This window comes from Streptomyces sp. HUAS TT11 (assembly GCF_051553595.1).
Classification (GTDB): domain Bacteria; phylum Actinomycetota; class Actinomycetes; order Streptomycetales; family Streptomycetaceae; genus Streptomyces.
The window spans coordinates 4715216-4734944 of sequence record NZ_CP196184.1; the positions used below are offsets into that span (position 1 = coordinate 4715216).

A 19729-nucleotide genomic window follows, 5' to 3' on the forward strand; every position below is an offset into this window, starting at 1 on the left:
GAGCCGCGGTGTGCGGGGGGACTTTGCGCGGATGCCGCCCTGGACGTGTCCGGTGGGAGCGGTGGCCTGCGTCACGGTGATCCCTCTCTCAGTGCCCGGTCTCAGGGGTGTACGTCGGCGACTTCACCGGCATCTCGACCGTGACCGTTCCGGACTTTGCGAAGTGCAGCTGCACGGACACCTTCTCGCCCTGTTCGGGCTTGTGGGTGAGCTTCTCGAACATGAGGTGGTTGCCGCCGGTCTCGAAGTCCAGCCGGCCGTCCGCGGGCACGGCGAAGGACTTCTCCTCCTCCATGACGCCGTCCTTGGTGGAGTGCAGCGTGACGTCGCCGGCGAGCCGGCTGGTGACGGAGGTGAGGGTGTCGGCACCACCGGAGTTGGAGACGACGAAGAATCCGGCCGCGAGATCGCCGGTGGGCGGGGCGGGCATGTAGGCCCCGGTGACCTTCAGCTCGGGCTCGGAGGACGACGAGGAGCCCGTGCCGCAGCCCGCGAGCACCAGCCCGGCCGCGATCACCACGGCGAGGTGGACGGGGCGGTGGTTCACGGGTTCTCCCCCTTGATGATCTTGGGGAGGTCCTTGGTGTAGTCGTCGACGGTGGCGTCCTCGCCGTACACCACATAACCCGCGTCGGTCTTCGGCGAGAACGCGATGACCTGGGTGCCGTGGAAGGAGACGATCTTGCCGTCCTTCTCCTTCTTCGGCGGCTCGATGCTGATGCCGATGGAGCGGGCGCCGGCCTGGACCGTGGCGAAGTCCCCGGTCAGTCCGACGACATCGGGGTCGATGCCCTTCAGCCATGCGCCGAGCGCGGACGGTGTGTCGCGCTCGGGGTCGGTGGTGACGAACACGATCCGCAGCGACTCCTTCTGCGCCGGGGTCAGCTGCTTGTCCTTCTCCACCTCCTTCTTGGCGACCGCGAGGTTGTTCATCGTCAGCGGGCAGACGTCGGGGCAGTGGGTGTAGCCGAAGTAGATGAGGGTCGGCCTGCCCTTGGTCTGCGCACGCAGGTCGTACTTCTTGCCGTGCGTGTCGGTGAGGACCAGATCCGGCTTTTCGAACGGCTGGTCGAGCACGGTCGCGGCCTTGCCCGATCCGGACTCCGCGGAGACCACGGCGATCGGCTTGTCCCCGCCGTCGCCGGAGCCGCAGGCGGAGAGGGTGAACGCGGCGGCGGCCAGGAGGGCTGCCGCGGCGAGCGTCTTCTTGAGCATGGAGAACGTCCCAGATGTGAGTGCTCCGGTGTGCACGGGGACCGTGCGCCGCGCGCCACGGCGATGGCGCACGATCCCCGCGCGTGCCCGGAGGCGAGTGGTACCTCAGGCCTCGGTGCTGCGCCGACGGCCGGCCATGACGCCGTACGCGACACCCGCCGCGCCGACGACGATGCCCACGACACCGAGGACGCGGGCGGTGGTGTCGCTGCCGCCGGTGGAGGTCACGGCCGCGGTTTCCTTGCCGGCCGAGGCGGCGGAGGCGTCCTCGGCCTGGCTGCCGTTGTGGCCCGCGGCGGAAGCCGAGGCCAGCTCGAGCACCGGGGCCGGGTTCTCCGGCTCCTCCTGGCCGTCCTTCTGGACCTCGATCCAGCGGACGACGTCCTTGTCCGAGTACGTCTGCAGGGCCTTGAAGACGAGCTGGTCGGCGTCCTCGGGCAGTCGGCCGACCGAGAGCGGGAACTTCTGGAAGTAGCCCGGTTCGATGCCCTTGCCGGTGGCGGTCCAGGTGACCTTGGTGACGGCCTCGTCGATCTGCTCACCGTGCAGAGTGAGCGGCTTGTCGAGCTTGGACTTGGTGACCTGCACCGTCCAGCCGTCGACCGGCTGCGGCATCACGGACGCCAGCGGGTGGTCGGCGGGGAGGTTGACCTCGAGCTTGGTGGTCGAGGCGTCGTCGCGCTCGTTCGGGACCTTGAAGTCGACGACTGCGTAGCCGCCCTTGGCGGCCTCGCCCTCGGGCTGCACGGTGACGTGTGCGAAAGCGGGCGAGGACAGGACGAGAAGGGCCGACGCGGCGGCGGCACCTGCGACGGCGAGGCGCGAAGCCTTCAGGGAACCCTTGATGGCCTTCATGGCGTAAGAGCACTCCACTTCGAGTGTGAGTCCATTGGGAGGAGCGGTGCGCGGATGCAGCCGTGACCACGGGTGTGGCACGGCACGGGCGCGCACGCGTGCTGCACGACGGCAGCCCTTCCGGAGGAACGAGTGGAGAGGCGCGTCGTGTTCAGGCAGCGAGGACGTGCGGAGTGGAGGACGGCGGTCCGCGCCGGATCACCGTGTGCTGCAGTGCTCTCGTCCGCTGCTTCGGCGGGACGAGAAGGGAGGCGCGTGGCGCGCGGGTCCACGCCTCGGGCGCCTCGGGGAGCCCGGCCAGCAGGGCGCGCACAAGCGTGAACGCCGATCGCAGGGACCGGACGAGCGCCCCCTCCGCGACTCCGTGCGCGGACAGCCGCATGAGCCGCAGCAGTGCGATGTCACCGTGGCGCAGCACCCAGCCCGCGGCGACCGCGGCGAGTACGTGCCCGATCAGCATCGGCACGGACGGCAGCATCGACCACCACGAGCCGGCTGCGGTCGACAGGGCGTCCGCCGGGTCGTGCATGGCGGCCATGTCGGACCCCGGGCCGAGCTGCGCATCGGAGAGGATCCGCTGCGCCTGTGCCGGGGAGATCGTCGCCGCCGTGGCGCCGCACATGATGTGTGCGGCCCGCGCCACGAGTGTGGCGTCGGGCGCGGACATCGCGTTCGAGGTCATCGACATGGCACCGGAGGACTGTCCCAGGCCGAACAGGGTGTGCAGGACGGCCTGGCCCACCGCGAGGACCGCGGCGATACCAGGTAGCGAGCGCTCCCGTCCGGCGAGCGTGGCGGCGACGGCGAACACGCCGAGGAACCCGGCGCCCAGCGTCCACAGCGGAACCGTGGCGCAGGAGGCGAGCGCGTGCCCCGCGGCGGCCAGCACGACGCAGACCGCGGCGAACACCGCGGCCCGCAGGATCCGGAGTTCGTGTCCGGTGCGCGCCGTGCGCTGACGAGGGGCACTCATGGCGGCCTCATCATCCCACTGGCCCCGCGGGCTCCGTACAGCAGGTCCGCAAGGTGGCATCCATGCGGTTATCGGAGGAGTGATCCGGAAGATCGCCTTCTGCTGCGTTCATGTCGTCCGCGCCCACTCCTTACACCCGCGCACGGCACGGGCGCATCCGCCGATCGAGCGGGATCTCGTCCAACGGGCGATTGCACGCGGGCAGTCGTGGCAATACGTAACGGTATGTCGAGCCGCGGCCAGGAGGCTGGAGCATGAGCATCTGGTGGTCACTCCATCTGCGGCGCGAGGCTGCGAGCGTGCCGCTCGCCCGGCGGCTCCTCATGGGCACCATGGAGACCGCCGGAGTCGACCCCGACATCTCCTACGACCTCTCCGTCGCCCTCAGCGAAGCCTGCGCCAACGCGGTCGAGCACGGCGGCGGCGCCGCCCACGGCGAGGCGTACCGGGTCACGGCGTATCTCGACGGGGAGACGTGCCGCATCGAGGTCACCGACTCGGGGCCCGGCTTTCCCACGGGCAGGTCCCGTCCCGCGATCCGCCCGGCCCGCACCGACGCCGAGCACGGCCGTGGACTGTGCCTGATCGAGCAACTCGCCGATCACGTCCACATCGGCAACAAGCCGGACCGCGGCGGTGCGGTGGTGAGCTTCGACAAGATCCTCAAGTGGAAGAAGGACGCCCCGCTGGTGGCCGTATAGCGCGTCGGCACGGTGCCGTGCGCAGTCGGAGAGGACGTGCTGGCGCGCCGATCGCAAGGGCCACGCCGGTCGGCAGCGGCGGAGACGTGATCTTCGGGGAACGGACCGCGCCCGGCCCTCCGGAGGACCCGTCAGACGTCCAGGTGGTCCAGTACCCGTCCCAGGGCGTCCAGTGTCTCGGGATACGACCGCTCCCGCGGCGTTCCGTACCCGACGACCAGGCCCTGCGGCCGTCCCTCGCCCACCGAGTGCCAGTGGTCGCCGAGCCGCCCCACCGCGAGCCCTTCCGCCTCGGCCCGCGCCACCGCCGCCTCCTCGTCGGGGACGTCGACCAGCGCATGCAGACCGGCCGCGATCCCCCGGACGCGGCGACGCGTGCCCAGCCGGTCGAGGAGCTGGTCGCGTCGGCGCCGGTAGCGCAGCCGGCAGGCGCGGATGTGCCGGTCGTAGGCATGGCTGTCGACCAGTTCCGCGAGGGCCAACTGGCCGATGGTCTCGGTGTGGTGGTCGCTGTGCAGCTTGGCGTCGGCCACCGCGTCCACCAGGTGCGGCGGCAGCACCATCCAGCCCAGGCGCAGTGCGGGACCGAGCGTCTTGGAGGCGGTGCCCAGATAGACGACGTGGTCGGGCGCCGTCCCCTGGAGCGCACCGACGGGCTGCCGGTCGTAGCGGAACTCCCCGTCGTAGTCGTCCTCGACGACCAGTCCGCCCCGCGCGCGTGCCCACTCCGTCAGCGCCCGGCGCCGCTCCGGGTGCAGCGTGACCCCGGTCGGGTACTGATGCGCGGGAGTCACCACCACGGCCGCCTCGTCCGTCAAATCCCCGGTGCGAGCACCCCGTTCGTCGACCCGCAGCGGGACCACGCCACCGCCGTTGTGCCGCACCACGTCCCGGTGGAACGGCAGGCCGGGATCCTCCATGGCGATCGACGCGCCGTCCAGCACACGCGTGAGGAGGGCGAGCCCCTGCACATACCCGGAAGTGATCACGATCCGCTCGGGCGGCGCCGGCACGCCCCGGGCCCGGCCCAGATAGCCGGAGAGCGCCGTGCGCAGTTCGATACGGCCGCGCGGATCGCCGTAGTCGTACGCGAGGGACGGCGCGGTCGCGATCGCGCGGCGCAGCGCCCGCAACCAGGCCGCCGCGGGGAAGGCGCCGACATCCGGACTGCCGGGCCGCAGGTCGAGACGCGGGGCACGCGTGTGCGGTGCGACCGCTTCCCGCACGGGCGCCTGCGCGGGAAGCGCGGCGACCCGGGTGCCCGAGCCCTGCTGCGCCGTCAGATAACCCTCGGCGACCAGCTGGTCGTACGCCGCCTTCGCGGTGCCCCGGGAGACACCCAGTTCGGCGGCGAGCTTCCGGGTCGCCGGAAGCCGCGATCCGGGCGCGAGCCGGCCGTCCCGCACGGCGTCCCGAAGCGCCCGCTCCAGACCGGCGCGGCGACCGTCCGCCGCGTCCGGTTCGAGGTGCAGGTCGACGCCGACGCCGGACCAGAACGCGTCCGCGGACGCAGGTGCTCCGACCAACGGAAATCCCCCCGTACGTCATGCGGATGGCCGGGTACCTTCCTTCGGTACCCGGCCATCGGCTCCCGTATCAGCCCTTCAGCGCGGCCATCCACGCCTCGACCTCGTCGGAGCGCCGGGGCAGGCCCGCCGAGAGGTTCCGGTTGCCGTCCTGGGTGACGAGGATGTCGTCCTCGATGCGGACGCCGATGCCCCGGTACTCCTCCGGGACGGTCAGGTCGTCCGACTGGAAGTACAGGCCGGGCTCGACCGTGAGCACCATGCCGGCCTCCAGCGTGCCGTCCACGTACGTCTCCACACGCGCGGCGGCGCAGTCGTGGACGTCCATGCCGAGCATGTGGCCCGTGCCGTGCAGGGTCCAGCGGCGCTGCAGACCGAGTTCCAGGACACGCTCCACGGGCCCCTCGACGAGCCCCCACTCGACCAGCTTCTCGGTCAGCACCCGCTGCGCGGCGTCGTGGAAGTCGCGGTACTTGGCACCCGGCTTCACCGCCGCGATGCCGGCCTCCTGGGCCTCGTACACGGCGTCGTAGATCTTCTTCTGGATCTCGCTGTACGTGCCGTTCACCGGCAGTGTGCGGGTCACGTCGGCGGTGTAGTAGGTGTGCGTCTCCACGCCCGCGTCCAGCAGGAGCAGGTCGCCGGAGCGGACGGGGCCGTCGTTGCGCACCCAGTGCAGCGTGCAGGCGTGCGGGCCGGCCGCGCAGATGGAGCCGTAGCCGATGTCGTTGCCCTCGACGCGCGCGCGAAGGAAGAACGTGCCCTCGATGTAGCGCTCGGAGGTGGCCTCCGCCTTGTCGAGGACCTTCACGACGTCCTCGAAGCCCCGTGCGGTCGAGTCGACGGCCTTCTGCAGTTCGCCGATCTCGAAGTCGTCCTTGACCAGCCGCATCTCGGAGAGGAAGACACGCAGCTCCTCGTCGCGCTCGGCGGTCACCTTGTCATGCAGCGCGGACTCGATGCCGGCGTCGAAGCCGCGGACCAGCCGGACCGGGCCGGTGGCCTCCTTCAGCTTCTCCGGCAGCTTCCGCACGTCCGACGCCGGGATGCCGTGGAGCTGCTCGGCCTCGGCGAGCGAGTGGCGGCGGCCGACCCAGAGCTCGCCCTGGCCGGACAGCCAGAACTCGCCGTTCTCACGGTCGGAGCGGGGGAGCAGATAGAGCGTCCCGGTGTGGCCGTCGGCGGTCGGTTCCAGGACGAGCACGCCGTCCTCGGTCTGGTTGCCGCTGAGGTACGCGTACTCGACGGAGGCGCGGAAGGCGTAGTCCGTGTCGTTCGAGCGGGTCTTGAGGTTGCCCGCGGGGATCACCAGGCGCTCGCCCGGGAAACGCGCGGAGAGCGCGGCACGGCGGGCGGCCGTCTCGGCGGCCTGGGCGATCGGCCGCAGGTCGTGCAGCTCGGTGTCGGCCCAGCCGGACTTCATGCTCTCGGCGAGCTCGTCGGACACGCCCGGGTACAGGCCGTTCTTGCGCTGCTTGATCGGCTTTTCGGTCTCTTCCGGGGTCTCCGGGGTGAGCTCGTCCGCCACGGTCATCCTCCTTGGATACGGCACTGGGCCTCATCCATCGTACGGTCGCACTGAAGGGGGCCCCAGGCGGGAAGGCCTGTTACCGAAGGCGGTCGCGCCCTCACTCGAAGCGCGCGGCCAGCAGCACCACGTCCTCCGCACTGTCCGCCTGGTCGAGCCCGTCCGGGAGCACCGACCGCAGGACGTGGTCGGCGATCGCCCCCGGGTCCGTCCGCACCGGCCGCGGCACGCTCGCGGCCGCCGCGTGCAGCCGGGCGAAGGCACGGTCCATGGGGTCGCCGGTGCGGTGCAGCAGACCGTCGGTGTAGAGCAGTACGGTCTCGCCCGGCTCGGCCGTCACCTCGATGCTCGGCGCCTCCCAGCAGGCCAGCATCCCGAGGGGTGCCGACAGCGAGGTCTCCACGAACTCCGTGCGGCGCGGTCCGACCACCAGGGGCGGGCTGTGCCCGGCCCCGGCGAGGGTGAGCTTGCGCAGCGCGGGTTCGCAGTACGCGAACAGGGCGGTGGCCGAGCGGGCGGGCTCGGTGAGTCGCAGCAGCAGTTCGAGGTCCGACAGGACCGCGACCGGATCCTCGCCCTCCATCACCGCGTACGCGCGCAGTGAGGCGCGCAGCCGGCCCGACGCGGCCACCGCGCTCGGCCCCGAGCCGGTGACGGAGCCGACCGCCAGGCCGAGCGCCGCCTCGGGCAGCGGCAGAGCGTCGTACCAGTCGCCGCCGCCGCGCGGACCGGTGTGGCGCCGGGCGGCGAGCTGGACGCCGGCGACCCGTGGCAGCCGTGCGGGGAGCAGTTCCTCGACGATCGTCGCCGTGCACACGCGGGTGCGCTCGATCTCGACCATCCGCGCCAGGTGTTCGGCGGCGTAGCGGGCGTAGAGGCCGACGAGGTGGCGCTGGCGCTCCACCGGCTCGGCCGGCTCGTCGTAGAACCAGACCGCGGCGCCGAGCCGGCCGGCCGCCTCTCCGGACAGAGGGAGCGCGTAGCTGGCGGCGTACCCGAGCCGGGCGGCCACCTCGCGGTGGCGGGGGTCGAGCCCGACCTCGGAGAACAGGTCCGGCTGCGCGATCTCACGCTCGCCGCCCGGCAGTCCGTCCAGGATCCTGCCGTACGACATGGAACCGCGCGGCACGGTCTCGATGTGCCCGAGGTCGGCGCGGGCCAGGCCCAGGCCGACGGTGGTGTCCGGTCCCAGACCGTCGCGCGGCTCCAGCACGACGAGACCGCGCCGGGCGCCCACGAGCGCGGCTCCGGCCCGCAGCAGCTCCTGGAGCGCGCCGGCCAGCGTGTCGGTGCGGGCCAGGCGCTCGGTGAGCTCGTGCAGTGTCGTGAGATCGGACACCCAGCCGGCGAGACGGTCCTGGAGGACGGCACCCGGGTCGACGGGGACGCCCGGGGTGTCCGGTGGGACGCCCACGGTGGCCGTCGCGGGCGCGACAGTGTGTGCGGGGGCCGGAACCGTTGAATCGATTCCGGCCACTTTCGGAGGGTGAGGGGCGTTCATGGTGACCGGCTTTCGAACCGGTGCAAAGTGCTCGATAGCATCGCAAACCCCCATGTCAATCTGCGCCGCTAGCGGTGTCTCCACATGTACACGCACTTGTGAGGAGATGTCCAGCATTGTCCTGCCGGGATTCCTGGTGTCCGCAGGGTCTTCCTACTCTCTTGAGGAACAGTAAAGTTGGCTCAAAACTGCCTCGGGTAGCCCCTTATTGCGGTCGACTGGCCTTGTTCGACAGAGCGTCACAGCGGTCGTGATGGGTACGTACTCGGTGAAGGCCAGGGGTGGTTGGGGGCTACCCGGAACCTGGCGGCGGACCCGGGCGTCTTAGCCACCGACGACCAAGCCCCATCCTCCCCTGGCGGAGGCGGCGAGCAAGAGCGGGACGGCAAATCGCCAGGTGCCGCCACCCCGCGCCATGCCCATCCTTGTGACGGGCACAGTGGGACGCGGACGCAGCCAAGGCTCGGCCCATAGGGGTTCCCCTTGTCCAGGACAAGGGAGTGATGCGCCAGTAGGTACGCACAGTGAAGTGATCGACACATGGTGTGATGTGGACCTCGGTGTTGCCAGGCGTGCAACGGAAAGGAACGAGCGCTCATGCGCGAGATCCTCGGAAGGCGACGCAGGCTCTTGTCCAGGCGGAACGACGGCAGGCCTGAGCCGATCAGCGCGGCCCTGACCTTCGCGACCGAATGGCAGTGGCCGGTTCTCCCGGGTGTGGCACCGGACCCGCAGGGGCGGGCCCGCTGCGGATGCCCGGACCCCGAGTGCACAGTGCCAGGAGCGCACCCGTTCGATCCCGGGCTGCTCGCGGCCACCGCCGACGAGCGCATGGTGCGCTGGTGGTGGACCAACCGGCCCTCCGCACCCATTGTGCTGGCCACCGGCGGCCGGGCGCCCTGTGCCGTGAGCCTGCCCGCCCTCGCGGCCTCACGCGCCCTGGCCGCGCTCGACCGGAAGGGCATCCGCCTCGGCCCGGTCGTCGCGGCGCCGCACCGCTGGGCGATCCTGGTGGCGCCCTACTCCATGGAGCAGCTGGGCGAGCTGCTGTACGCACAGGACTTCGTCCCCGGGTCGCTGCGCTTCCACGGCGAGGGCGGCTATCTGGCGCTGCCTCCCTCCGAGACCGGTCACGGGGAGATCCGCTGGGAGCGGGCGCCGCTGCCCGGCTCCGCCTCGCCCTGGGTCCCGGACGTGGAGGCGGTCGTGGACACCGTTGTGGAAGCCCTCACTCGTACGGGTGTGAGCGCGCCCGAGTTGTAGGGGTTTCGGGTGCGCGGCGGACCGGGCGCCCGTGATCCGTCGATATCTTCGATCCATGCTGATTCGCCCTGGTGGACACGGGAGACGGGCGCGGGGAGCGGGCTCGTGGGTCCGCGAGCGGTCCGACGCCGGCAGGGTCCGGTTGTTCGCCCTCATGGGCGCGGTCGCGGTCGTGGTCGCGCTTCCGCTCGCCGTGGCGTCCGCGGGGTCGGTCGGCGAGGGCGATCAGGACGTGATCCGCACGCCCGTGCCCGAGGAGGAGAAGCGTCCGGTCTCCGTCCACTCCCCGCAGCCGGGTCCCGGTCTCACCACCGCCGCCCACTGCGGTCCCCAACTCTCGTCCGTGGACGGGATCGAGGCGCAGACCTGTGTCATGACACAGGGCCGGGAGGCCTGGGCGCGCACGTACTACCGCAATGCCACGGGCCAGGAACTGAGGTCCGTCCTGAGCTTCATGGGACCGAACGGCCGCAGTGTCCAGATTCACTGCGTGGTGGCCGCGGGCGACGACCCGGAGAGCTGCGAGACGCCGCGGCGGCCTCTGGCCGGCGAAGCGATCGCGTACTCGGCGGTCGCGGAGTTCGCCGCGGACGACGGGGAGGGACCGCTGCTGCTTCGCTCCGGCAGCGAGGTCGGTGCGCACGGTCTGTAACGCGACGGCCTCGCACGGCAGTTGAGGCCGATGCGGGCGGTGACCCGGAGCCGGACATGGAAAGACCCGGTTGCTGGCGACGGGGGATGCACCAGCAACCGGGCTACTGGAACGGTAACAAGAGATCGGCGGTTCGCAAATTCGATCTCGGCTATTCGGACACGGATTTGCCTGTGGCCGGGGGGACTTGTGACAGGGGTCACCCGCAGCGGCGTCCGGGCGAGCCGACCGTTCGATGTGGCGAACGTCTCGCCTCAGCTGAGCGTCACCTGCCGGTTCGTCAGCCCGCCGCGCGCCCGGCGCTCGTCGGCGGTGAGCGGTTCCTTCGAGGCGAGGGCGGCCGCGAGTCGCTCGGCGAACTCGGCGGCGGGCTTCTCGATGTCCTCGGCGCCCATCGCGGAGGGCAGGTCCCAGACCGGCACCGTGAGTCCGTGCGCACGGAAGGAGCCGACCAGGCGCGTGCCCTCGCCGAGGCTCGACTGCCCGGCCGCGTGCAGCCGCGCGAGAGCGTCCAGAAGCTGCTCCTCGGCGTGCGGCATGACCCACCGCAGGTGGTTCTTGTCGGGGGTCTCGCACCAGTACGCGGCGTCCACGCCGGCGAGCTTCACGGTGGGGATGGCGGCCTCGTTGGCACGCTCCAGGGAGGCGGCCACCTCCGGCGTCGTGTTCTGCGCGTCCGGGACCCAGAACTCGAAGCCGCTGTGCACGACGGGCTCGAAGGGGCCCTCCGGGTCCAGCAGGTCCTGCAGTCGCGGTCCGCCGGCCGACGGGCGACGGCCCTGCACCGGGGTGCCGGGCTCGGCCACGAGGGCACGCTCGAGGGTGTCCGCGAGGTCGCGGCTGATGTCGCCCGACGCCGTGTCGTTCTGCAGGCCGAGCAGGACCGTGCCGTCGTCCCGGCGCAGCGCCGGCCAGGCCATCGGAAGGACCGTGGCGAGCACGACGGACGGGACGTCCTCGGGCAGGCCCTGCCTGAGGTTGAGCTCGACGGTCGCCGCGGGCACCAGCTCGCGCAGCGCGATCCAGTCGCACTCACCGGCGAGTCCCTCGAACGGACGGTGCACCAGCTCGGTCACCGCGTGCGCGGCGGCCCGGCCGTGGCAGGCCTTGTAGCGGCGGCCGCTCCCGCAGGGGCAGGGCTCGCGGGCGCCGACGACCGGGATCTCGGCATCCGTGAGCTCCGGGCGCTCGGCCTTGGTCTGGGGTCGCTTCTTGGCCATCGTGGATGTCTCCCGGTTACGGCTCGTTTCGTACGGGCGCGAGCCTAGCCGCTCCGACCACGGGCGACGGGATCCTGTGGACAACGCACCGAGTCGTCCCCGAAGGGGGGTGCGCCGGACCGGACGGGGAGCGTGCGCACGGGGTCTCACGGGGTCGGCACATGAGGTCCGCGCGATACGAAGAGCCCTGGTCGGGGAAGGGAGTGCAAGGGCCTGGCCACCGTGTCCGTGCGTCCCGCGACGGATCTCCGCTCGGACGTCCGTCCGCGTGTCGCGCGCGGGGCGGCCCGGATCGTTCCGGTCGCGGCCCGGCGCTCCCGACCGGGTCGGCCGCCTCGTCCCGGTCGCCCGGTCTCAGTCCAGCTCGTCGAACGCGTCCGCGAAGTCCAGCCCGGGTATCTGCGACACGGAGGGCGCCGTGACGCGCGTAGCGAAGTCCTCGCGCCGACGGGCCGAGCAGACGTCGTCCTGGACCACGACCCAGACCGTGACCTCGCCGCGGACGTCGTCCCGGACGCCCCAGTCCTTGGCCAGTGCCGTGATGATGTTCAGGCCGCGGCCGCCGCGCGCGGTGACCGAGGGGGTGGCGGGAACCGGACGGGTCGGGCCCCCGCCGTCCGTCACCTCGACGGTGAGTCGTCCCGAGGCGTCGACGCGCCATGCGACGCGCACGTCCCCGTCCCCTGCCAGGCTGCCGCCGAGCGGCCTGCCGTGCCGACAGGCATTGCTGAGCAATTCCGAAAGGATAAGTACGGCATCGTCGATGACCGTTTCCGAGACGCCGCCGGTCCGCAGATGATCCCGCATGCGGTGCCTCGCCTCCCCCACGCCCGCAGGACCATGGGGTACAGCCATGCTCGACGACGTGGGCACCTCCTGTGCCACCACCAACGCCACCCCCGAGACCTCCTTCGCCCCACGCCACCGAGTGGATGCCCCGACGGGCCGGACCGGAAACCGGCCGTGTATGTGGGCTGACGCACTCATAACGGTCGAACACAGCCCGAACGCGCCGGTGCACTCCCCGTATGCGTGTGGCCGGATCCCGCCCCTTGCGGAAGTGGCGTCAACGGGGCCCTGAAAGGCGCCGCTCAGCGGCCCAGCTGCTGCAGAACGGCGCGCGGGCGGTTGGTGATGATGGCGTCCACGCCCAGCTCGAGGCAGAGATCGACGTCCTCCGGCTCGTTCACGGTCCACACGTGCACCTGGTGCCCGGCCTGCTTCAGGCGCTGGATGTACGCGGGGTGGCTGCGCACGATCCGCATCGAGGGGCCCGCGATCCGGACACCCGCCGGCAGCCGTCCGTCGCGCAGCCGCAGGGACAGGAACTGCAGGAGGTAGACCGTCGGCAGCGTGGGGGAGGCGGACCGCACCCGGTGCAGCGAGCGCGCGGAGAAGCTCATGACCCGCACCCTCGACTCGGCCGGCGACTGGGGGGCGTCCAGACCGAACCGCTTCAGCAGTTGCAGCAGCCGCTCCTCGACCTGGCCCGCCCAGCGTGTCGGATGCTTCGTCTCGATCGCCAGGTCGATGGGGCGCCCGGCGTCGGCGACGAGCTCGAGCAGACGCTGCAGGGTGAGGACGGAGGTGTCCCCCGGGTCCTGGGGCCGGCGCTCCCAGTCGGGCTCCTCGTCCCGGCTCTTCCAGGAGCCGAAGTCCAGGGCGGCGAGGTCGGAGAGCTCCAGTGCGGAGACCGCGCCGCGGCCGTTGGACGTACGGTTGACACGTCGGTCGTGAACGCAGACCAGGTGGCCGTCGGCGGTCATCCGGACGTCGCACTCGAGGGCGTCCGCGCCGTCCTCGATCGCTTTCTTGTACGCGGCCAGGGTGTGCTCGGGGGCCTCTTCGGAGGCTCCTCGGTGGGCGACGACCTGGACCAGGTGCTGTCGTGCGTGGGTCACCGCGTCATGGTGTCACCGTCGCGAGGAGCGTGTGTGGTCGGAAGGCGACGTGACGGCGTCGGCGAGGTGTCGGGTATACAGATTTTTGTTCGGACAGGTCCGGTATAAAGAGAGGTCGCGGACCCACAGCCACGGTTTATGGTGCCCTGACGCCCGGTGGGAAAAGCTTGACGGCGTACAACAGGACATGCACAGCTGAAACGCGCCCGGCGCCGCGCAGGGTGAGTGAGCGTGGCCGAGTGCGACCGAGAAGGACAGCCGTGGAACGAGGAGAAGAGCTGTGAGCACCGAGAACGAGGGCACTGCGGTCCCCCCGGCCCCGTCTGCACCCCCTGTGCCGGTGGATGCTCCCGCTTCCGCGCCGGAAGGGGCCCACGAAGGACACCCGCCGATCGCGGGCGGCCCGGCACCGGACGCGGGCCCGCCCGCCGGGGGCCCGGCCTACGGACCGCCGCAGCACGAGGGCGCACCCACCACTCAGCTTCCGCCGGTGCCTCCGGGGCAGCCGGGGGCGCCGTCGGCCGCCGCGGCGGGATGGCCGCCGCCTCCGCCGGTCACCCCCGCGTACGCGGGCGGCGGCGGTGCGGGCGACGTCTGGGGAGCCTCGTACCAGCAGCCCGCCCCGAAGCCGAAGAACGGCCGCGGCGGCCTGATCGCCGCGGTCCTCGTGGCCGCCCTGGTCGCGGGCGGCGTCGGCGGCGGCATCGGCTACCAACTGGCCAGGGACGGCGACTCCGGCGGCTCCACCACCGTCTCCGCGGCCACCAGCGGCGGCGACGTCAAGCGCGACAACGGCTCGGTCGCGAGCGTGGCCGCCAAGTCGCTGCCGAGCACGGTGACCATCGAGGCCGAGAGCAGCAACGGTCAGGGCGGCACAGGCACGGGCTTCGTCTTCGACACCCAGGGCCACATCGTCACCAACAACCACGTCGTCGCCGACGCGGTCGACGGCGGCAAGCTCACGGCGACGTTCCCGAACGGCAAGAAGTACGACGCCGAGATCATCGGGCACGCGCAGGGCTACGACGTCGCCGTCATCAAGCTCAAGAACGCCCCGTCGGACCTCAAGCCGCTCGCGCTCGGCGATTCCGACAAGGTGGCGGTCGGGGACTCGACGATCGCGATCGGTGCACCGTTCGGTCTTTCGAACACCGTGACCACGGGCATCATCAGCGCGACGAACCGTCCGGTGGCCTCCAGCGACGGGAGCTCCTCCAGCAAGGCGTCGTACATGAGCGCCCTGCAGACGGACGCCTCGATCAACCCGGGCAACTCAGGTGGCCCCCTCCTGGACTCCCAGGGTGCGGTCATCGGCATCAACTCCGCGATCCAGTCGTCGAGCGGCGGCGGTCTCGGCAGCGGCGGGCAGTCCGGTTCGATCGGTCTGGGCTTCGCGATCCCGATCAACCAGGCGAAGTACGTCGCCCAGCAGCTGATCAAGACGGGCAAGCCGGTCTACGCGAAGATCGGTGCCACGGTGTCGCTGGACGAGGCCACGGGCGGGGCGAAGATCACCGACCAGGGTGCGGGCGGTTCCTCCGCGGTCGAGTCGGGCGGTCCCGCGGCCAAGGCGGGCCTCAAGCCGGGCGATGTGATCACGAAGCTCGACGACAGGGTGATCGACAGCGGCCCGACGCTGATCGGCGAGATCTGGACCCACCAGCCCGGCGACAAGGTCACGATCACCTACCAGCGGGACGGCAAGCCCCACACGGTCGAACTCACCCTGGGTTCCCGGGCCGGCGACAGCTGATCCCGACGGGCCGCGCGGGGCCGGCCGTGACGGGCTGCGCGGATGGTGAACAGAGAGCAGACAAGAGGGGCCGCCGATCCGTTCGGCGGCCCCTCTGCGCTGGTCCGGGCACCCCCGGACGGGACGGCCTGCGCCCGGCTCCGCGGCCGTCGGGCACCGCTTCGGTATGCCCGGAGGCCGACGTGCGGACGGGTGCGCATCCTCCCCGCACGTATCCGATATCTGATCGCACGACGTCGACTCGCGTCACCGCAAAGGCCGTTGTGGAGGCGAGCGCACAGCCGCTCACCGTCCCTGCGCGCCCCGTGCCGTACCGGACGCCGGCGTGGGTCTCCCCTGGAAGAACGATTACCCCACGCGTGCACTGTTCGCCCAGGCGTCACTTGTGGTTAGGCATAAACCGTTTGTCGCTCCCTAGATTGCAAAAGGAGTGTATTGCCACATCCATGGGAGGGTTTTGTGAGCAAGAACGTGCGCGGTATGCGTTGGGGGGCGCCCGTCGCAGCCGCTTCGGCCGCGGTGGTGGCGACCATGGTGTTCAACCCCACGCTGGGTGCGTCCGCCAGTGCTCCGCAGAGCACGGCGAAGGCGAAGGCCCCCGCCGCGAAGAACGTCATTTTCATCAATGGTGATGGCATGGGCGCTGCCTTCCGTGAGGCGGCGCGACTGCACCTCGCGGGCCTGCAGGGCCAGCTGACGATGGACCGTCTTCCCGTCTCCGGCCAGCTGACGACGACGCCGGACGACCCCAAGGCTATCGTCACGGACTCCGCGGCCGCCGCCACCGCGTGGGCCACGGGCGAGAAGACCTACAACGGCGCGATCAGCGTCGACCCCGACGGAAACCCGCTTCCCACGCTCGGGGCGCAGGCCAAGGCGGCCGGCAAGGCCACCGGCCTCGTGACCACGGCTCAGGTCACCGACGCGTCGCCCGCGGCCTTCTTCTCCAACACCGCCGACCGCGGCAAGCAGGACGAGATCGCGCGCCAGTACCTCGAGGTCAGCAAGCCGGACGTGATCCTGGGCGGCGGCGAGGACTGGTGGCTGCCGGCCGACAACGCGGGTGCCTACCCCGACAAGCCGGCCGAGGACACCAGCGAGGGAAGCCGCGGCACCAAGGGCAACCTGATCGCCAAGGCCCAGCGCTCCGGCTACACGTACGTGAACAGCGCCAAGGATCTGGACAAGGCCAAGGGCGGCAAGCTGCTCGGCCTCTTCAGCAACGAGGAGATGTTCCAGCAGCGCCCCGAGGGCCAGGGCGACGTGTACAGCCCGGTCGTCGACCTCGCCACGATGACCAGCAAGGCGCTGAACACGCTGGACAAGAACAAGAAGGGCTTCTTCCTCATGATCGAGGAGGAGGGCACCGACGAGTTCGCCCACAGCAACAACGGCGCGCGTGTCCTGCAGTCGATGCAGCAGCTGGAGAAGGCCGTCGCCGTGGCCCGCTCCTACCAGGCGACGCACCCGGACACCCTGATCGTCGTCACCGGTGACCACGAGACCGGCGGTCTGTCGGTCGAGGAGAACGACGCGGCCGACGAGTCCGGCAGCGGCATCTCCGTCGAGGACGGTCCGTTCACGATCCACGGCAGCGACCGCACCTTCACGATCGACTGGACGACGTCCGGCCACACCAGTGTCGACGTCCCCGTGACGGCCGCGGGCCCGCTCGCGAACCAGTTCACCGGCAAGCACGCCAACACCTACGTCCACGACGTCCTGTCCCAGATCCTGGCTCCCCGCCACTGATCTGCCCGACCGGCAGGTCCTCGTCCCGGATCGGCGCGCTGTTCCGGGACGAGGACGAGCGGACGCACAACGGACCCCGCCTCGGCGGGAGTAGGGCACCGGGCGTCCTGCCCGGTGCCCGGCCGTCGCCCGTGGCCGTCGGTTGGCCGGTCCCCGTGCCCAAGGTCGTCAGGCGCTAGGCTGTACCTGCTCCGCCCCTGGTGGGCGGGCGCGGGGTGGGTTGCCCGAGCGGCCTAAGGGAACGGTCTTGAAAACCGTCGTGGCGCGAGTCACCGTGGGTTCAAATCCCACACCCACCGCGCAGGTGAACGGCCCCTGATCAGGCGATACGGTCAGGGGCCTTCGCGTTGTGCGGTGCCCGTCCGGCACCGTCCTTCCCCGCGGTTCCCCGTGCGATCGGGCACGGACGGGGCGCGGCACCTTCCGTCCGCAGCGGGGACAGGGGCCGGGCGCAGGCTCGTCCGGCTTCTCCGCCGCACAGAGCTATCGTGCCGACATGACCGGCTCAAAACAGCGTCCTCTTCTCTTCCTGGACGTGGACGGACCACTCATCCCGTTCGGGCCGTCGCCCGGTCGGCTGCGCGCCGCCGCTGCCGGCTCCGAGATGCTCCTCGACCGGGAGAATCCCCTTTTGGGACGGCTCGATCCCACCGTTGGGCCGCGCTTGACGGCGCTGGAGTGCGATCTGGTGTGGGCCTCGACATGGGTGGAGGAAGCGAACGAGTCCGTCGCTCCGCGGATCGGACTGCCGAGGCTGCCTGTGGTGGGGTGGCCGGAGGAGCCCGCCGACGAGGGTCCACGCGGCCTGCACTGGAAGACTCGCCACTTGGTCGAGTGGGCCGGCCGTCGACCGTTCATCTGGGTCGACGACGAGATCGGCGACATGGACCGCATGTGGGTCGCGGCACAGCACCGAGAACCCGCACTGCTTCACCGCGTGGATCCGCGGGTCGGCCTCACGGACGGCGACTTCTCCGTGCTTGCCGATTGGCTCCGTGCCACCGTGGTGAACCGTGCCGCGAAAGAGCACGGTCAGCGACAGCGCTCCCCAAGGGTCCTCTGACCAGGCCGGTCAGGGACGGCCGTTCCGGCCGCCATTCCGGCGGGGTGACGACGGAACAGCATCGGAACCCGGGGCCGGGCGCCGCCGCCACGGGGCGAGGTCCCACCCGGCCGGTGTCCGGTTTCGGGCCCGCTTCTTCGGGTGCCTGGACATCACATGGCACCCGAGTGGCACCGAGTGGCATCAAGTGGCGCCATCCGGTGTCAGACGGTGCCAGGCTTGTGCTCCAGACGGTGTTCGGGCCCGCATGGCGCCGCCGTGGCTCAGCTCGGACAGCGGGCCTTTTCGCAGGTCAGAGTCTGTTTCTTCAGGCCCGGCCCACGTGCGGCGCCATGGGGGGTTGCGTGTGGCGCCATAGTGGTGCCATGATGACGTCATGGACCTCACCCCGTATGTCGACACCCTCCGCCGCGAACTTGCGGTGGCCGCCGAAGCCGGCGGGGACGATGCCCGCGAACTGGCCGAGCGGCTCACCGCTCCTCTGGAGTCGGCGACCCGCCTGACCATGCTCAATGTGCTCTCCGCCGCGATGGACGAGATCACCCGCGAGCTCGCCCCCGGCTCGGTCGACGTACGGCTGCGCGGGCTCGACCCCGACTTCGTGGTGACGCCGCCGCCCACCTACGGTGCCCCCGCGGAGGCGGTCACCGCTCCCGCCGAACCGCTCAACGTGCAAGCACCCGCCGAAGCCGACGAGGGCGGCACCGCCCGCGTCAATCTGCGTCTGCCGGCCCACCTCAAGGCGCGTGCCGAAGAGGCCGCGAGCCGTGAGGGCCTGTCGGTCAACGCATGGCTGGTGCGGGCCGTGTCGGCCGCGGTCGACGGCGGCGCGCGGCCGCGTACGCCGGAGAAGACCCGCAGCATCGGACAGAACTTCACGGGCTGGGTGCGCTAGCCGCGCCCGACCGCCCCACTTCACCCACACCACGTCCCACCAGCGGGGACGCCCCAAGGACTCAAGAGGACGGTACAGCCATGCCTTCTTTCGACACTCCCGAACCGATTTCGGTCACCGCCCATGTGGGCGCCGGTTCCATCCGGTTCACCGCGAGCGACCGCCCCGACACGGTCGTCGAGGTCCGGCCCCTCAACGCGAAGAGGGACAAGGACGTGCGGGCCGCCGAGCAGACCGACGTCGCGTACGCGAGCGGCGTCCTGACCGTCAGGACGAAGGAGCGCCGTCTCATCGGGCCGAGCGGCGCCGTCGACGTGACGGTCGAGCTGCCCACGGGCTCGCGCGTCGACATGGACGGCTCCTGGACCCAGGTGCTGGGCGAGGGCCGGCTCGGCGAGGTCCGGGTGAAGGCCTCGGGCGGTGACGTCCGCCTGGACTCGACCGGGCCGCTCCAACTGACGGTCTCCCACGGCTCGATCACCGTCGACCGGGTCGAGGGCCTGGCCGAGGTCGTCACCAGCTTCGGCAGTCTGCGCGTCGGCACCGTCAACGGTCCCGCCGTCCTGAAGAACTCGCACGGCACCACGACCGTCGGGGCCGCGATGGGCGACCTGCGGGTGAGCGGTGCCCACGGCAACATCGACATCACGCGCGCCGAGGGCTCGGTCACCGCCACCACCGCCCACGGCACCCTGCGTGTCGACGAAGTCGCCCGCGGAATCGTCCAGTTGGAGACCTCCTACGGCGCCATCGAGGTCGGCATCCGGGAGGGCACCGCCGCCTGGCTCGATGCCAGTTCCGAGCGAGGACAGGTGCGCAACACGCTTGCCGCCTCCGCAGCCCCGGAGGAGACCGAGGACACCGTCGAGGTCCGCGCCCGCACCCGCTGGGGCAACATCGACGTGCGCCGCGCCCGGGCCTGAGCGCCTGC

General features: G+C 71.2%; 18 protein-coding genes and 1 tRNA gene. 9 read left to right on the forward strand and 10 right to left on the reverse strand.

Annotated features, from left to right (window positions below; genetic code table 11):
- Positions 1–88: 88 nt before the first annotated feature.
- The 4 genes from ACSHXN_RS21045 to ACSHXN_RS21060 form a co-directional block, all read right to left on the reverse strand.
- Positions 89–547 carry a copper chaperone PCu(A)C gene (locus ACSHXN_RS21045; RefSeq protein ID WP_355794763.1) on the reverse strand — a complete coding sequence of 153 codons (459 nt, stop codon included), beginning with the start codon at positions 545–547 and terminating at the stop codon, positions 89–91.
- On the reverse strand, positions 544–1215 hold the full coding sequence (locus tag ACSHXN_RS21050) for an SCO family protein (RefSeq protein ID WP_355794761.1): 672 nt from the start codon (positions 1213–1215) through the stop codon (positions 544–546). The genes ACSHXN_RS21045 and ACSHXN_RS21050 overlap by 4 nt, the downstream gene beginning before the upstream one ends.
- A 105-nt stretch (positions 1216–1320) precedes the next feature.
- Positions 1321–2070 (reverse strand): YcnI family copper-binding membrane protein, encoded by a 750-nt coding sequence (locus ACSHXN_RS21055; protein WP_355128558.1) that lies wholly within the window; start codon positions 2068–2070, stop codon positions 1321–1323.
- Between the two features lie 151 nt (positions 2071–2221).
- Positions 2222–3043: a hypothetical protein gene (locus tag ACSHXN_RS21060; protein WP_438303512.1), complete on the reverse strand. Its 822-nt coding sequence runs from the start codon at positions 3041–3043 to the stop codon at positions 2222–2224.
- A 254-nt stretch (positions 3044–3297) separates the two neighbouring features.
- Here ACSHXN_RS21060 and ACSHXN_RS21065 point away from each other — a divergent pair, with 254 nt between their 5' ends.
- Positions 3298–3744, forward strand: a complete 447-nt coding sequence (locus ACSHXN_RS21065) for an ATP-binding protein (RefSeq protein WP_355128554.1) — start codon at positions 3298–3300, stop codon at positions 3742–3744.
- Positions 3745–3875: 131 nt separating this feature from the next.
- Here the strand turns inward: ACSHXN_RS21065 and ACSHXN_RS21070 are convergent, their stop codons facing one another.
- From ACSHXN_RS21070 to ACSHXN_RS21080, 3 genes are all read right to left on the reverse strand, one after another.
- Positions 3876–5270: a PLP-dependent aminotransferase family protein gene (locus tag ACSHXN_RS21070; RefSeq protein WP_356108022.1), complete on the reverse strand. Its 1395-nt coding sequence runs from the start codon at positions 5268–5270 to the stop codon at positions 3876–3878.
- 70 nt (positions 5271–5340) lie between these two features.
- Positions 5341–6798 carry an aminopeptidase P family protein gene (locus ACSHXN_RS21075; protein ID WP_355794753.1) on the reverse strand — a complete coding sequence of 486 codons (1458 nt, stop codon included), beginning with the start codon at positions 6796–6798 and terminating at the stop codon, positions 5341–5343.
- 100 nt (positions 6799–6898) lie between these two features.
- Entirely contained in the window at positions 6899–8416 is a 1518-nt protein-coding gene (locus ACSHXN_RS21080; RefSeq protein ID WP_355794751.1) for a PP2C family protein-serine/threonine phosphatase, read from the reverse strand.
- A gap of 480 nt (positions 8417–8896) precedes the next feature.
- On the opposite strand from ACSHXN_RS21080, the gene ACSHXN_RS21085 reads away from it, so the two are divergent.
- Together ACSHXN_RS21085 and ACSHXN_RS21090 are read left to right on the forward strand one after the other, a co-directional pair.
- Positions 8897–9562 carry a bifunctional DNA primase/polymerase gene (locus ACSHXN_RS21085; RefSeq protein WP_356108025.1) on the forward strand — a complete coding sequence of 222 codons (666 nt, stop codon included), beginning with the start codon at positions 8897–8899 and terminating at the stop codon, positions 9560–9562.
- Positions 9563–9617: 55 nt separating this feature from the next.
- Positions 9618–10214 (forward strand): hypothetical protein, encoded by a 597-nt coding sequence (locus tag ACSHXN_RS21090; protein WP_438303513.1) that lies wholly within the window; start codon positions 9618–9620, stop codon positions 10212–10214.
- Between the two features lie 254 nt (positions 10215–10468).
- On the opposite strand, the gene ACSHXN_RS21095 is transcribed toward ACSHXN_RS21090, so the two are convergent.
- The 3 genes from ACSHXN_RS21095 to ACSHXN_RS21105 form a co-directional block, all read right to left on the reverse strand.
- Positions 10469–11434 carry a DUF5926 family protein gene (locus tag ACSHXN_RS21095; RefSeq protein ID WP_355128544.1) on the reverse strand — a complete coding sequence of 322 codons (966 nt, stop codon included), beginning with the start codon at positions 11432–11434 and terminating at the stop codon, positions 10469–10471.
- Positions 11435–11788: 354 nt separating this feature from the next.
- Positions 11789–12421: an ATP-binding protein gene (locus ACSHXN_RS21100; RefSeq protein WP_355128542.1), complete on the reverse strand. Its 633-nt coding sequence runs from the start codon at positions 12419–12421 to the stop codon at positions 11789–11791.
- Between the two features lie 104 nt (positions 12422–12525).
- Positions 12526–13335 carry a glycerophosphodiester phosphodiesterase gene (locus ACSHXN_RS21105; RefSeq protein WP_355128540.1) on the reverse strand — a complete coding sequence of 270 codons (810 nt, stop codon included), beginning with the start codon at positions 13333–13335 and terminating at the stop codon, positions 12526–12528.
- A gap of 280 nt (positions 13336–13615) precedes the next feature.
- Here ACSHXN_RS21105 and ACSHXN_RS21110 point away from each other — a divergent pair, with 280 nt between their 5' ends.
- The 6 genes from ACSHXN_RS21110 to ACSHXN_RS21135 all read left to right on the forward strand — a co-directional run bounded on the left by ACSHXN_RS21110 (position 13616) and on the right by ACSHXN_RS21135 (position 19721).
- Positions 13616–15088, forward strand: coding sequence for a S1C family serine protease (locus ACSHXN_RS21110; RefSeq protein ID WP_438303514.1), 1473 nt, complete (start codon positions 13616–13618; stop codon positions 15086–15088).
- A 459-nt stretch (positions 15089–15547) separates the two neighbouring features.
- Complete coding sequence (locus ACSHXN_RS21115; RefSeq protein WP_355128537.1) at positions 15548–16840, forward strand: alkaline phosphatase; 1293 nt, start codon at positions 15548–15550, stop codon at positions 16838–16840.
- Between the two features lie 214 nt (positions 16841–17054).
- Positions 17055–17139 (forward strand) — tRNA-Ser (locus tag ACSHXN_RS21120).
- A 197-nt stretch (positions 17140–17336) separates the two neighbouring features.
- Positions 17337–17903, forward strand: coding sequence for an HAD domain-containing protein (locus tag ACSHXN_RS21125; RefSeq protein WP_356108033.1), 567 nt, complete (start codon positions 17337–17339; stop codon positions 17901–17903).
- Between the two features lie 376 nt (positions 17904–18279).
- Positions 18280–18798: a toxin-antitoxin system HicB family antitoxin gene (locus ACSHXN_RS21130; protein WP_356108036.1), complete on the forward strand. Its 519-nt coding sequence runs from the start codon at positions 18280–18282 to the stop codon at positions 18796–18798.
- Positions 18799–18878: 80 nt separating this feature from the next.
- Positions 18879–19721 (forward strand): DUF4097 family beta strand repeat-containing protein, encoded by an 843-nt coding sequence (locus tag ACSHXN_RS21135; RefSeq protein WP_355128531.1) that lies wholly within the window; start codon positions 18879–18881, stop codon positions 19719–19721.
- Positions 19722–19729: the final 8 nt, after the last annotated feature.